We start from the raw sequence: 15,378 nt of genomic DNA, 5'->3' as shown, positions 1-15,378 counted from the left end.
CTATCAGGTATTTTTAGTAACTTTGTTTGCTTTCGAATTTTGTCTGAAAAAGATGTCGAAAAATAAAAACGAGTATAAATAAACATATAAAATCAATATGTCAGAGGAATTAAATCTTGATAGCGCTGCGTATTCTGCGGATAGTATTCAGGTGCTGGAAGGCCTTGAAGCCGTAAGGAAGCGCCCTGCTATGTATATTGGAGATATTGGGATAAAAGGGTTGCATCATTTGGTGTATGAGGTAGTAGATAACTCTATTGACGAAGCGCTTGCCGGGTATGCCAATCATATCGATGTTATTATCAATGAAGATAATTCTATTACCGTGATAGATAACGGTCGTGGTATTCCGGTAGATATGCATGAAAAAGAACATAAATCTGCATTGGAAGTCGTGTTGACCGTATTGCACGCAGGAGGTAAGTTCGATAAAGGTTCTTATAAGGTTTCCGGAGGTTTACATGGGGTCGGCGTATCGTGTGTAAATGCTCTGTCGACTTATTTGCGTGCGGAGGTAAAGCGTAACGGGAAAATATATATGCAAGAGTTTTCGTGCGGAAAACCTTTGCATGATGTAGAGGTTATCGGGACTACCGAAGAGACCGGAACGATAATAACATTCAGGCCGGATGCGGATATATTTACGGATGTAGTTTATAAATTTGATATTTTGGCTTCTCGTCTGCGTGATTTGGGATACCTTAATGCCGGAATTTATTTGTCTCTTACCGATAAACGTGAAGTACTTGAAAACGGAGAGTTCCGTCGAGAAGAATTTTTCTCGGTAGAGGGGCTGAAAGAATTTGTCCGTTATATAGATAGCACGAAGGAGCATCTTTTTGAAGATATTATTCATATTTCTACTGAGCGCCAAGGTGTTCCGGTAGAGGTTGCAATGACTTACAATACGTCTTATAATGAGAACTTGTTCTCATACGTAAATAATATCAATACAATCGAAGGCGGGACACACGTTGCCGGCTTTCGTAGGGGGCTGACACGTACGCTGAAAAAATATGCTGAAGATTCTAAAATGCTCGAGAAGGTAAAAGTGGAGATCAGTAGCGATGACTTCCGAGAAGGTCTTACGGCAGTTATTTCCGTGAAAGTCATGGAGCCTCAATTTGAAGGACAAACCAAGACAAAATTAGGAAATAACGAGGTTATCGGAGCTGTCGATGTCGCTGTCAGCGAAGCTCTCCGGAATTTCTTGGAGGAGAATCCGAAACAGGCTAAAGCAATAGTAGAGAAGGTCATATTGGCGGCGACTGCACGTCATGCCGCACGTCATGCCCGGGAAATGGTGCAACGTAAATCTCCTCTTTCGGGTGGAGGTCTTCCCGGTAAATTGGCAGATTGTTCTCAGCGTAATCCTGAAGTTTGTGAGATATTCCTTGTCGAAGGAGATTCTGCAGGAGGAACGGCAAAACAGGGGCGGGATCGTGCCTTTCAGGCAATATTGCCTTTGCGCGGTAAGATATTGAATGTTGAAAAAGCGATGCATCATAAAGTGCTCGAAAGTCAGGAAATCCGTAATATATATACAGCTTTAGGAGTTACTATCGGTACGGAAGACGATACGAAGGAAGCTAATATTTCAAAATTGCGTTATCATAAGATCATTATTATGACCGATGCCGATGTGGACGGTAGCCATATTGCGACATTGATCATGACTTTCTTTTTCCGTCATATGCGTCCTTTGATAGAGAACGGTTATCTCTATATTGCGACTCCGCCGCTGTATTTATGTAGAAAGGGCAAAATAGAAGAATATTGCTGGACAGAGCAACAACGTACGCAGTTTGCCCTGAAATATGCGAATGGGGATGTTAACCAAATTTATACGCAACGCTATAAAGGTTTGGGAGAGATGAATTCTCATCAACTATGGGAGACGACTATGGATCCGGCACATCGTACATTACGTCAAGTAACAATCGATAATGCGGCAGAAGCAGATCGGGTATTTTCAATGTTGATGGGAGAGGAAGTCGGTCCTCGTCGTGAATTTATCGAAGCGCATGCCACTTATGCGAATATCGATGCTTAATTATTGCAAGTAGTAAATAACATATTGACGGTCTGCATGAGTTCTGATCTTATGCAGACTGTTTTTTTGTAAGAGCCCGTTTAAATTTTATTCGAGTCAGTTTTGAAAGTTTCTTTCGAAGATGTTTTTGTTGTTTTACGAGGAAGGTGGCGGGCTATCTGACGAGTGAGAATGAGAAAAGAGACCGAAAGAAAACGTAAAAATGACCTGATAGTATTTTATTAGGAAATTTAAACAGGAACTAAGAATAGAGATGATATAATTTGTTAAGAATATAGAAAACAAGGAACGTCTCGATTAAACTATTTTTGTAAGAGATAGTCTTATAAAGCGTAAATAAAAAAATAGAAACATCCTCAATGAAAAAATATTTATTATCAGTTGTTTTCGTCTGGGTGACGATTGCAACTCTTTCAGCCGCTACGATAAAAGGCCGTCTTATCGATAATGAAACGAAGCAGATTATTGATTTTGCTACCGTATCGTTATTTAATAAGTCTTCTAAGACACCTATGAAAACGGTGACAACCGATGAAAAGGGTGCATTTTCGATACCGAATGTCAAGAAAGGATCTTATACTCTCCGGATTAGTTTTGTCGGGTATAAAACTTTGGAATTTCCTGTATTTGTGACTTCGAAAACTCCGATTGTAGATTTGAAAACTTTACAATTGTCGACTGATGCTAAATCCTTAAAAGCAGTGGAAGTGATCGGACAGAAATCTCAGATGCGCTTTGAGGTAGATAAAAAGGTTTTTGACGTAGATCAGAATATCTCTGCTGCAGGAGGTTCTGCTTCTGAAGCGTTGCAGAATATACCTTCTGTCGATGTCGATAACGAAGGAAATATTTCTCTTCGGAATAATTCGAATGTAGAAGTTTGGATCAATGGCAAACCTTCGGGATTAACGGCCGACAACCGGGCTCAAATATTGGAACAGATGCCAGCCGGAAGTATAGAAAGTATAGAAGTTATTACTAATCCGTCTTCTAAATATAGTCCGGAAGGGTCTGCAGGGATTATAAATCTGGTCTTGAAAAAGGACCGAAAAGCCGGTTATTACGGGAGTGTATCGGTCGGTGCAAATACTTTTGGAGGAGTAAATGGATCGGGAAATATAAATTATAATTCTTCAAAGGTCGATGCATATGCCAATATCGGTATCCGGTATATGCAATTTAACAACAGCAGCGATACTTATCGAGAATCATGGCAAGGAAACGATACGACGATTCTTAACCAGAAAAATAAAGGAGATATGGATCGTATCGGGGTTTTTCTGCGAGGAGGAGCAACATATCATGTTACTCGAAAGGATGATATAGGGTTGTCCTTTATGGGCATGTTCGGTGGTGGAGACAGTCGTACAACCCTTACGTCGAGAGACGGTTTGGGTGCATTGACCCGGGAGCGGTGGTCGGATGAAGACGGAACTCATAACGATTGGGGAGTGACATTGGATTATACACATTTGTTCGGTAAGAATCATGATTTGAGATTATATGCTAATTATTTCCAGATGAATTGGAATGAGACAAACGATTTTACACAAAACAGTTTAGTAAAAGACGTGTGGCTAAAATCTGCCCAAAAACAGGATGAAAATAATTCGCACCAACGGTGGGAATTTCAGGCTGATTATAGTAACCAAATATCGGATCGTTTTAAGATTGAGGCCGGTTATAAGGGGAATATCAATTCCAGAGGAGACGATGTTTATACATTAGAAGGTCCGGATATGGAAAATCTAAAACCGCAGGAAGCCTTAAATAATGATTTTACCTATAAAGAAAATATACAAGCTCTTTATGGTACATTTTCGGGTAAAATCGATAATTTCAGTTTTCAGGCGGGGTTGAGAGGCGAATATATGCGCTATAAAACCGAGAGCCGGCCGTGGAATGCGCAGGCCCCGGACCGAACCCGGGAATATTGGCATTTGTATCCGAGTCTGTTTTTGTCTTATAGTTTACCGAAAGGAAATGAACTTCAGGTCAATTATACCAGCCGGGTCAACAGACCGAGGGGAAGACAAATAAACGCATTCAGAAATGTTACCGACTCTACCAGTATTTCTTATGGGAATCCTAATTTGAATCCGGAATTTGCTCATGCCATAGAATTGAATTATATAAAAAACTGGGATGCGCATACTTTATCGGCTTCACTTTATTATCGTAAAACGAATGATGTAATACAACAAGTGCGTTATTTTGAGGAACCGGTTATGTATTCTACTTATGAGAATGTGACCAAGATGCAGAATGCGGGATTGGAATTGGTGGCTAAGAACCGGTTATTTAAATATCTGAATTTAACTACTACGGTAAATATGTATTATCAACAGCTTAACGACTTTGATTATACTTATGTCGATAATTCGGGAGTTGCTTCTACTATGCATTATGATGGTGAGAATAATTTTACGTGGAATGCCCGTATTATGGCCAATTTGATACTTCCCAAGAATTTCTCGGCGCAGGTTACGGGAAATTATAACGCGAAACAGCTTATTGCACAAGGTGAGCGTCGTCCGAATTATTCTTTGGATGCCGGTATTCGCAAGAGCTTTTTTTCTCGAAAATTCTCTATTGCATTATCCGGTAGGGATTTATTGGATTCGCGGGGGCGGAAGAATATTTCGTGGGGAGATAATTTCTATCAAGAGAGCCATTCCCGTTGGGGCGGACGTAGCGTGAATCTGACATTGACATACATGTTCGGAAAGAATGGAAACAATAAACCTAAGCCGGGTAAACGTCCGGATAATAACGGCATGGATTATGAGGGTGAAATGATGGATTTTTAAGGAATAGTCTTTTGTTCGGTTTATTGGGATTTTTGTTTGAATAGCTTTCATCCATTTATTTTATTTTTGAGGTAAGTTTAAGATGGGGCAAATGCTCTGTATTCTTAAAAATATTATTTACTTTGTAGTTGGTTAACTGTGAAGTTAATCGTTCTGTATTTATTGTTGGTATTTAGAATTGTTTGAATATGTCGAAAAGAAAAAAAATAAAGGATGTCCCCCGGATAAAAAAAGAAAAAATGAGACAGTTGATTTGTGATTTTTTTAATGAGAATCCCGGTCATCCGTATAATTATAAACAAGTATCCCGAGCGGTTAATGCTAAAAATGATCCTCAGAAAATAATGATCTCCCAAATCCTTGCAGAATTGGCGGCAGAGCTCTATTTGACAGAGGTAGATCCGGGACGGTATAAGTATGACGTAAGCCAAAAAATTCGGGAAGGGGTTTTTGAGCGTAGAAGTAACGGAAAGAATCATGTTATTCCGAATGACGGCGGTGATCCTATATTGGTATCGGATGAAAAATCTTTGAGGGCGATGTCTGGAGATAAGGTGAATTACATTGTTTGTCGCAAACGCAGAAAGGGTGGCGATACGGAAGCTGAAATTGTAGAAATTACAGAACGTGTTCCTCAAACTTTTGTCGGGACGTTAGATGTGAAATCCCAATATGCATTTCTTTTGACAGAAAACCGTTCTTTAGGGAATGATATATTTATTCCGTTAGATAAATTGAAAGGCGGTAAGACCGGAGAAAAGGCCCTTGTCTCAATTACCGAATGGCCGGAAAGCGCTAAAAATCCTTATGGCGAGGTGATCGTCGTTTTGGGGAAAGCCGGGAATAATGATACCGAGATGCATGCGATATTGGCAGAATTCGGATTGCCTTATACATATCCGAAAAATGTTGAGAAAGCGGCAGATAAGATTAGCGATATCCTTACCGAAGAGGATTTAAAAGACCGGGAGGATTTCAGAGGCATAACGACTTTTACGATAGACCCGCGTGATGCTAAGGATTTTGACGATGCTCTTTCTATTCGTCAGTTAGATAATGGAAATTGGGAAGTCGGTGTGCATATCGCCGATGTGACGCACTACGTAACTCCGGGGAGTGTAATAGATAAAGAGGCTTATAAAAGGGCGACATCGGTTTATTTGGTAGACCGTACTATTCCGATGTTGCCGGAGCGTTTATGTAACCAGATATGTTCATTACGACCGGATGAGGACAAATTATGCTTCTCGGCAATTTTTGAATTAAATGAAAAATCGGAAGTTCAGCATTCGCATATTACTCGTACGGTTATTCGCTCAGATCGCCGTTTTACTTATGAAGAGGCTCAGGAAATCATCGAAAGCGGAAGAGGTGATTATAGTTCTGAGATTCTTAAATTAAATGATCTGGCGCAAAAACTAAGAGAAAGACGTTTTTCCGAAGGGTCAATCAATTTTGACCGTCATGAAGTAAAATTTGAGATAGATGAGAACGGACGACCATTGAGTGTATATTTTAAAGTTTCGAAAGAGGCCAATAAGCTTGTGGAAGAGTTTATGCTGCTGGCAAATCGTACGGTAGCCGAATCTGTCGGTAAAGTAGACGGAAACCGTACTGCGAAAGCTTTCGTTTATCGTGTTCATGATTTACCTGATCCGGAGAAGATGAATACAATGGCGACGTTTATTCGTAGGTTCGGTTATACGCTTCGTACCGAAGGAACAAAAGGACAGATTTCCCGTTCGATAAATTCATTATTGGATAATATTCAAAATAAGCCGGAGGAGAACCTAATAGAGACGGTGGCTATTCGAACAATGGCGAAGGCTACATATTCAACGAAAAATATCGGGCATTATGGCTTGGCTTTTGATTATTATACGCATTTTACATCTCCGATACGACGTTATCCCGATATGATGGTTCACCGTTTATTAGAGAAATATATGGCTGGCGGGAGAAGTGTGAATGCAAAGAATTTGGAGTCTGCTTGTAAACATTCTTCAGAAATGGAGTTGGTTGCAGCTAATGCCGAACGGGCGTCTATAAAGTATAAGCAGGCAGAATTCCTTAGCGAACGTTTAGGGCAAGAATATGATGGAGTTATTTCTGGAGTAACGGAATGGGGACTTTATGTCGAAATCAATGAAAATAAATGTGAAGGGCTTGTTCCTATACGTGATCTGGATGATGATTATTATGAATTCGATGAGAAGAATTATTGTGTTACCGGGCGTTCGTCTCACAGGGTTTATCGTTTAGGCGATCCTATCCGTATACAGATTGCCCGAGTAGATATGGAGAAAAAACAGGTTGATTTTGCTTTAATTAAAACGAAATAGGTTTTTTCGATATTCGTGGTTAAGTATTTTGTTATGGATAATCTCACTAATTATCATACTCATAGTTTGTATTGCGATGGATCGGCTTCGATCGAGGATTTTGTAAAAGAAGCTATCCGGCAAGGTTTTTCTTCTTATGGTGTATCTTCTCATTCACCGATTCCTTTTGATACTTGTTGGAATATGAATCGGAGCGATCTTCCTGCTTATCTGGATGAGGTACATTTCATAAAAAAGAAATATGAGGGTCGTATTGAGATTTATTGCGGTCTTGAGATTGACTATTTGGGGGCAGAATATAATCCGTCGTCTCCTTTTTTTCAAGAATTGCCGCTGGATTACCGAATAGGTTCTGTTCATTTTTTGAAGACCGAAGAAGGGTATGTCGATATCGATACGGCTCCAAAGCAGTTTAAAGAAACCGTATTTCGTTATTTCGACGGAAATATCCGCAAATTGGTAGAAAAATATTTTGATACTATGATGCAGATGATCGATACCGGAGGTTTCGATTTTGTAGGGCATGCTGATAAGGTATCTATGAATGCATCGTCTTTTTTACCCGGTATTACCCGGGAACATTGGTATAAAAGTCTTATACACGAGTATTTTGAATTTATCGCTCAAAAAGAGTGTATGATAGAAATAAATACGAAAGCTTGGCGTAGTAAACGACTGTTTTTCCCGAATCGGGAACATTTCGGGCTAATTCATAATTTACATATACCGGTGGTTGTCAATGCAGACACACATCATCCGTCCTTAGTTAATGACGGACGGTTTGATGCTTTAAAAGAGATGCTTTCTGAAGGTTTTACACATGTGCGTCAGCTCTCAGGAGGGCAATGGATCAATGTTGAGATCGGCTCTTTATAGAATATAAATTTCTGAAAATCACCGGATCGATTTGTGCTTCGGATATTTCGGATAATTCATTATTTCGCATTATCTTTGTATAATACGAAATTTAATTGGAGAAACAGCAGTTGTAATATGGAAGAGAATATAATATCCACCGCCGGACTGGAATATGGTTCGGATACAATACGGACACTTGATTGGAAGGAGCATATTCGTCGTCGTCCCGGTATGTATATCGGGAAGTTGGGGGATGGAACTCACGCCGACGATGGTATTTATGTGCTTCTTAAAGAGGTGCTTGATAACGCAATAGATGAATACATGATGGGGTACGGTAAGCAGATCGTCATCGATATAGACGAAGTTTCTGTGACTGTACGGGATCATGGCCGCGGGATACCTTTAGATAAAGTAAAGGATGTTTCTTCTAAAATGAATACCGGTGCTAAGTATGATTCTAAAGCTTTTAAAAAATCCGTAGGGTTAAACGGGGTAGGTATAAAGGCTGTAAATGCATTGTCCACAGAATTTTATATTTGTTCTTACCGGGACGGAAGATGTAAATCTTTGTTGTATAATCAGGGTAATGTCGTAACCGATTTTCCGGAAGAACCGACTTCTGAAGAGAATGGAACATTAGTGCGTTTTGTCCCTGATGAAACGATATTCAAGGGATATAAGTACAAAGATGATTTTATCGAGTCATTGTTGAAGAATTATGTTTATCTTAATTCCGGTCTGACAATTTTGTTTAACGGACGCCGCTTCCATTCAAAAAACGGTCTTGTCGATTTGTTGAATGAAAAAATGACGGCAGAACCTCTTTATCCGATCATTCACCTGAAAGGTGATGATATAGAAGTCGTGATTACGCATATCAATCAGTACGGGGAGGAATATTATTCTTTTGTTAACGGTCAGCATACGACACAAGGCGGAACGCATTTGACTGCTTTTCGTGAAGCGGCTTCCCGTACGATAAAAGAATTTTATAATAAGAATTTCGATTATTCCGATATTCGTAACGGGATCGTAGCGGCGGTAAGCATTAAAGTGGAAGAACCGGTTTTCGAATCTCAGACTAAGACGAAACTGGGCTCGCGGGATATAGGCCCTGAAGGTCCTTCGGTAAGTAAGTTTATCGGTGATTTCTTGAAAAAAGAACTTGATAATTATTTACATAAGAATGCAGAAACGGCAGATGCTTTGCTAAAGAAGATATTGGAGTCGGAAAAAGAAAGAAAAGCAATAGCCGGAGTCACAAAGCTGGCAAGAGAACGTGCCAAAAAATCGAATCTTCACAACAAGAAACTTCGGGATTGTCGGGTACATTATAATGATACGAAAGGAGACAATGTCGATCAGTCGAGCATCTTTATTACAGAGGGAGATTCGGCTACGGGATCTATAACTAAAAGCCGGAATGTCGAGACTCAGGCTGTATTCAGTTTACGTGGGAAGCCGTTGAATTCGTACGGTTTGACGCGTAAAGTCGTATATGAAAATGAAGAATTCAATTTATTGCAGGCGGCATTGAATGTAGAGGACGGCATGGACGGTCTTCGGTATAATAAAATTATAATAGCAACAGATGCCGATGTCGACGGCATGCATATACGGTTATTGCTGATAACATTCTTTTTGCAGTTTTTCCCGGATTTGATTAAAAAAGGTCATGTTTATATTTTACAAACGCCTCTTTTTCGGGTGAGAAATAAGAAAGAGACTTATTATTGTTATACGGAAGAGGAACGAATCAACGCAATATCGAAACTTGGAAGCAGTGCCGAAATAACCCGATTTAAAGGATTAGGAGAAATTTCTCCGGATGAGTTCCGTCATTTTATAGGACCGGATATGCGTCTTGATCAGGTTTCTTTGAAAAAAGAAGACCTCGTGAAAGATTTACTGGAGTTTTATATGGGGAAAAATACGATGGAACGCCAGAACTTTATAATTCAAAATCTTGTTACAGATGAAGACCTCTCTTAATAAGCGGATCGCTATATTTCCGGGAACTTTTGACCCGTTTACAATCGGACACATGTCGTTGGTCGAACGGGCATTGAACATGCTTGATGAAATAGTGATTGCCATAGGTGTCAATGAAGCTAAAAGTCAATACTTCAGTGTTGATGAACGTGTTCGTATGCTTGAAGATTTGTTTCGGTCAAATCCCAGAGTGAAAGTCCTTTCCTATAATTGCTTGACTGTGGATCTTGCTCGTCAGTGTCATGCTGGTTTTATTTTGAGGGGAATTCGCTCGGTGAATGACTTTGAGTATGAAAAAACGATTGCAGATGTAAATCGGAAAATATCGGGAGTGGAAACTTTGGTTTTATTTACAGAACCAGAACATACTCATATCAGTTCTACAATTGTTCGGGAATTATTAAGATACGGGCGTTCGGTAGATGAGTTCTTGCCGGATGGGCTCGTTCTTAGCAGATAAAATAAAAATAAATATAAGAAATTTTTAAGGATGAAAAGATTTATATATGCCATTGCGTTATTTCTGATTTTTTCGGTTTGCGCAAAGGCTCAAAGGCAAACGGATGCTTCTAAAAAGCTTAGTTTAGCTGCCTATGTGATTTCTACTCTATACGTAGATGATGTTAATGAGGATAAATTGACAGAAGATGCCATACGAGCTATGCTGGAACAACTTGATCCGCATTCTACTTATCTCGATCCGCAGGAAGTAAAGGATATGAGTGCATCTTTAGATGGTAATTTCGATGGTGTCGGCATCCAGTTTACCATGACAAACGATACGTTATATGTCATACAGACTGTGGCGGGAGGACCTTCTGAAAAAGTCGGTATTTTGGCAGGAGACAGGATTGTCGAGATTAATGACACCGTTGTTGCAGGTGTAAAAATGAGCACTAAGGATATTATGACTCGTTTACGAGGTAAGCGGGGAACGAAAGTTGATGTTACAGTACTTCGTAAAGATGTGCCAGATCCTATTCCGTTCAGGATAACAAGGGATAAAATTCCCGTTTATAGTATCGATGCTTCTTATATGGTCGATAAGCATACGGGATATATTCGTTTAAGCCGTTTTTCGGCTACCAGTGTACAGGAGTTTGTAGAGGCGATGTTAAAATTGCGTCGTGCGGGCATGAAGAATCTGATTCTCGATTTGCAGGGGAACGGAGGGGGATATTTGAATACGGCTGTAAAAATTGCAGATCTATTGTTGGCAGATGATAATGCCTTGATTGTTTATACAGAGGGGAGGCGTTCTCCTCGTACGGAGGAGAAAACATCTTCTAAGCATTTATTTCCTGACGGGAAATTAGTCGTGCTTGTAGATGAAGGTTCTGCTTCTGCTTCTGAGATTGTTTCAGGAGCGATCCAAGATTGGGACAGAGGTGTAATCGTAGGTCGCAGGACATTCGGAAAAGGGCTTGTGCAACGTCCCGTACCATTACCGGACGGTTCTATGATACGTCTTACGACAGCCCGTTATTATACTCCGTCGGGACGAAGTATTCAGAAACCTTATACAAAAGGCGAGGCAAAAGCATATAATGAAGATCTGATTAACCGTTATAATCATGGCGAATTATCAAATGCGGACAGCATTCATTTCCCGGATTCCTTAAAATTTTATACATTGAAAAATAAGAGAGTCGTGTATGGGGGTGGAGGAATTATGCCGGATTATTTTATCCCTATCGATACTGCCCGTTATACGGATTATCACAGGGATATTGCGGCTAAAGGTCTAATAAACCAAGAAGTTACTTCTTATATCGATCGTAATAGAAAAGAGCTGAATGCGAATTATAAGAATGTGGATAAGTTTATTGCGACATTCGAAGTAGATGAAAAGATGTTGCAGGATCTTAAGTCGCTTGCTGAGAAAGAAAAGATAAAATATAATGAAGAGGACTTCCAGAAATCTCTACCTTTGATTAAAGCGCAGTTAAAAGCTCTTATCGCTCGTGATCTGTTCGATATGTCTGCTTATTTTAAAATTATGAACCAGTATAATGATTCATATCAAAAAGCCCTTGAACTTATTGGGATGCAAGAGGCGTATGAACAACTTCTGAAAGGGAAATAGCCGGAATAGAAAAGAAATAGGTCGATAATCGTTTTTGTTATCAATTAACCGGTTATTGCGATTTGTTCCGATATGATTTTATGTATAGATGTTGTTACGGGATTGGTGATAGAGGTAGTGTGACGTGTTTTTTATTCATTGATTTCGGTCCATTTTAAAATGGCTTTTACTGGATAATGGTCAGAATATTTCACTTTATCGATATGTGTAGAAAGGGGTTGTAGTCCTTTTCCGTAAAGAATATGATCTATTCTGAACCAGAAGCCGTTGGCATGATAGGTAATTCCCGGCCCTAATCCGGTAGAAACGTACGAATCTTTTAGTTTCCCTCTGATTTTTCGATACGCATAAGATTGCGGGGTATCATTGAAGTCGCCGCATACAATGATGTTTGAGTCGGTTTTATGGATGATTCGTGCTATACTGTCGGCTTGTAGTGCCCGTTTGCGAAAAGCTGCCCCCATTTTTGTCATCAAGCGATCTTTAAATTCCGGAAACAGTTCTGTATCATCTATATGTTTCATCATATATGTGTAAAGTTCCCGGTCATTCGAAGTGAATTTGTTAGACTCCAGGTGATTATTTATCAAAGTCAAGATGCGTCCGTTAATTTTTATTTTATAAATGCATGATCCGTTGTAAGAACTGTCATATTTTATGTCTGTTATTTCTTGGAAAGGATATTTCGAGTAACAGGCAATTCCGGATTGTGAATAAGGCGTCTTATTTCCGGGTGTAAAATGTTTATATGGGTATTCCGAGAGGGCAGAATTAATTTGGTCTAAAGAAATCTGATTTTTGGAATTACCGAATGAGAATTCTTGCATGCAAATAATGTCGGCTTTTGTGTTCTGTATATAAGAGATAATCGAATTGGGAGAATCATCTGTATGTGGCGTATAGTTGTCGAAGTTATGTACGTTGTATGTCAATAATGTCAGTTTTTCCCCCTCTGTAACAGCTTCGTCCGATTCGATATGTATAGGGGTATAATTCCATAGACCGTTCCAGCAGGCGATTAAAGCGATGATGGAGATTAAGGCGGAATGATGTCTTTGGATAGTCCAGAATAAAATAAATATAATGTTTGCTGCCAATAATACGGGAAACGCCAATCCTAAATAAGAGGCGAAAATCATTTTATCCGGAGGAATAATATATGCATAGGCCGAAGCGACTAATGCTATGGCAAACAAAAAATTGATAAAAGATCCTACAGTCAAATAAGTAGCACGTAACCAGCCCATTCTGAACGTTTTATTTTTTGCTTGCATCGAATAGTTTTTTCTTTTCTTCGGTTGTCAGAGCACTGTATCCCGAACGTTTTATTTTATCGAGGATAGCATCGATATCCTCTGTCTCTTTTTGCTTACGAGTACGGTATTCCATATCGCTTTCGGGACGTCTGTATTTTATTTTAATTTTCGGACGGGGCTTAAACAGGACAACGATTTTGTCGATTAATGTATTAATGAATCTTGTTATGTCTTTTCCTTGTTTCCATCGATATGCGAAAATAAATCCGAGCATAGCTCCTCCGAGGTGAGCGATGTGTCCTCCTGCATTTTGGGATGTAATGCTGATCGCATCTAATAATACGGTAATTAATGCGATGTATTTCAATGAAACTGCTCCGAAAAAAAGCAATGATATTTTGAAGTCGGGAGCATAAACGGCTGTTGCAATGACAATGGCCAGAACTGCAGCCGAAGAACCCAATAAGACTCCATAAGTAGAAGAGAACCATGGAATCAGATTATATGCCAGCAGATATAGCCCTGCTCCGGAGAGTCCTCCCAATATGTAAAGTCCTCCCATTTGTTTTTCACTGAAGAAGTGCAGAAATAGCTGTCCGAACCAATATAGCCAAAGCATATTGAACAGGATGTGCAGCAAGTCGTATTGCAGAAACATGTAAGACACGAGCGTCCACGGACGCCATGCCAATATTGATAGGTTTGACGGAAGCTGTAAATAAGATAGCAGCGGGTTGATATCTGTACCGGACAAGGTTAAAACAACCCCGGTAAGGCGTACGATCAGAAATACTGCTATATTTATGAATATTAATTTTATAAGAAGTGATCCGGTATGATACTTTATTGCCAGATCTTTAAAAATATTGCCCATTTCCAATACCTTTTTTACGCCAATATTTTATAACGATATATCCGAATAACATTCCTCCAAGGTGGGCGAAGTGGGCAATATTGTCTCCGCTGAAATTGCTGATACCGAAGAATAGTTCCACTGCACCGTAAAAGATGACAAAATATTTTGCCTTTATCGGAATAGGAATGAACATGATATATAGAGGGAGATTGGGAAATAACATTCCGAATGCCAGAAGAATTCCGAATACCGCACCCGAAGCTCCGATAGTGATTATTCCGTTTAGTATCATTCGGGTTTGTTCCCAGCCATAAGCAGAAACGGCCTGTGCAATTTCATTGTGCAGGCTGATGTACCATGTAAGTTCCTGTACGAGACCCGCTCCGAATCCTGTAATCATGTAGTAGGTGAGGAAACGTTTGCTCCCCCATACCATTTCAAGAGTACGTCCGAACATGAATACCGAGAACATGTTGAAAAATACATGTCCTATCGATCCCGGATCGTGCATAAACATGTAAGTAACTAATTGCACGGCATTAAAATCTTTTGCTGTGAGATAATGTAGCCCTAAATATTCGACCAAGTTAATCCCGAATTTAGGCAAAACGATTGTTGCCAACCAAACCAAAAAGTTTATGATAATAAGGTTCTTAGTTACCGGAGGAAGTGCGCTGAAAAAATTTTGTCGTCCTTGAAACATAGAATTTTTTTATAATCGATTTTACTTGTAAGCTGCAAAAATAGAGATTATTTCCTGTTTTTTGTGTCCTAAAAGCTCCTGATTATATTTTTAATCGGATTATTTTACTTTTTTTATTTCTATTCTTTGTTATTTTGTTTTTAAATAATATATTTGCGTGACTATCAAACGGCTTTTGTCGTATAGTAAACCTATTAAAATACAGCTTTATGAACAAATCAGAATTAATTAACGCTATTGCTGAAGAAGCAGGCTTGGCTAAGACCGATGCGAAGAAAGCATTGGAAGCATTTATTTCTACAGTATCTAACGAATTGGCTAAAGGCGAAAAGATCGCTCTTATTGGATTCGGAACGTTCTCAATCAATGAAAAAGGTGAAAGAACAGGTATCAATCCTGCTACAAAACAGCAAATTACT

General features: G+C 39.4%; 11 protein-coding genes. 8 read left to right on the top strand and 3 right to left on the bottom strand.

All coding sequences use genetic code 11. From position 1 onward, the window contains the following. Nucleotides 1–97 precede the first annotated feature (97 nt). The 7 genes from gyrB to AC1WHX_RS00675 all read left to right on the top strand — a co-directional run bounded on the left by gyrB (nt 98) and on the right by AC1WHX_RS00675 (nt 12,144). Nucleotides 98–2,053 carry a DNA topoisomerase (ATP-hydrolyzing) subunit B gene (gene gyrB / locus AC1WHX_RS00705; RefSeq protein WP_122337760.1) on the top strand — a complete coding sequence of 652 codons (1,956 nt, stop codon included), beginning with the start codon at nt 98–100 and terminating at the stop codon, nt 2,051–2,053. A 359-nt stretch (nt 2,054–2,412) separates the two neighbouring features. Beyond that, a complete protein-coding gene (locus AC1WHX_RS00700; RefSeq protein ID WP_122337761.1) occupies nt 2,413–4,863 on the top strand; it encodes a TonB-dependent receptor in 2,451 nt (816 codons plus the stop codon). Between the two features lie 188 nt (nt 4,864–5,051). Continuing rightward, nucleotides 5,052–7,205: a ribonuclease R gene (rnr, locus tag AC1WHX_RS00695; RefSeq protein ID WP_122337762.1), complete on the top strand. Its 2,154-nt coding sequence runs from the start codon at nt 5,052–5,054 to the stop codon at nt 7,203–7,205. A gap of 33 nt (nt 7,206–7,238) precedes the next feature. Then, nucleotides 7,239–8,081, top strand: coding sequence for a histidinol-phosphatase (locus AC1WHX_RS00690; protein WP_022390225.1), 843 nt, complete (start codon nt 7,239–7,241; stop codon nt 8,079–8,081). Between the two features lie 117 nt (nt 8,082–8,198). After that, nucleotides 8,199–10,058, top strand: coding sequence for a DNA topoisomerase IV subunit B (locus tag AC1WHX_RS00685; protein WP_022600180.1), 1,860 nt, complete (start codon nt 8,199–8,201; stop codon nt 10,056–10,058). Then, nucleotides 10,042–10,518, top strand: coding sequence for a pantetheine-phosphate adenylyltransferase (gene coaD, locus AC1WHX_RS00680; RefSeq protein WP_009318454.1), 477 nt, complete (start codon nt 10,042–10,044; stop codon nt 10,516–10,518). Before AC1WHX_RS00685 ends, coaD begins: the two co-directional genes overlap by 17 nt. A 30-nt stretch (nt 10,519–10,548) precedes the next feature. After that, nucleotides 10,549–12,144: a S41 family peptidase gene (locus tag AC1WHX_RS00675; protein ID WP_303115264.1), complete on the top strand. Its 1,596-nt coding sequence runs from the start codon at nt 10,549–10,551 to the stop codon at nt 12,142–12,144. A 131-nt stretch (nt 12,145–12,275) separates the two neighbouring features. Here AC1WHX_RS00675 and AC1WHX_RS00670 read toward each other — a convergent pair whose 3' ends face one another. From AC1WHX_RS00670 to AC1WHX_RS00660, 3 genes are read right to left on the bottom strand one after another with little or no spacing between them, the layout of a single operon-like run. Then, nucleotides 12,276–13,418, bottom strand: coding sequence for an endonuclease/exonuclease/phosphatase family protein (locus tag AC1WHX_RS00670; RefSeq protein WP_297303890.1), 1,143 nt, complete (start codon nt 13,416–13,418; stop codon nt 12,276–12,278). Continuing rightward, a complete protein-coding gene (locus tag AC1WHX_RS00665; protein ID WP_009318457.1) occupies nt 13,402–14,274 on the bottom strand; it encodes a rhomboid family protein in 873 nt (290 codons plus the stop codon). The genes AC1WHX_RS00670 and AC1WHX_RS00665 overlap by 17 nt, the downstream gene beginning before the upstream one ends. Next, nucleotides 14,258–14,959, bottom strand: coding sequence for a rhomboid family intramembrane serine protease (locus AC1WHX_RS00660; protein WP_009318458.1), 702 nt, complete (start codon nt 14,957–14,959; stop codon nt 14,258–14,260). Before AC1WHX_RS00660 ends, AC1WHX_RS00665 begins: the two co-directional genes overlap by 17 nt. A 209-nt stretch (nt 14,960–15,168) precedes the next feature. Between AC1WHX_RS00660 and AC1WHX_RS00655 the strand changes: the two genes are divergently transcribed. Continuing rightward, nucleotides 15,169–15,378 (top strand): HU family DNA-binding protein (locus AC1WHX_RS00655; RefSeq protein ID WP_481228796.1); only part of this gene is annotated, 210 nt, incomplete at its 3' end.

Source organism: Coprobacter sp. (assembly GCF_982436375.1).
Note: the sequence above shows the minus strand (reverse complement) of the source record. Positions and strands in the feature narration are given on the sequence as shown.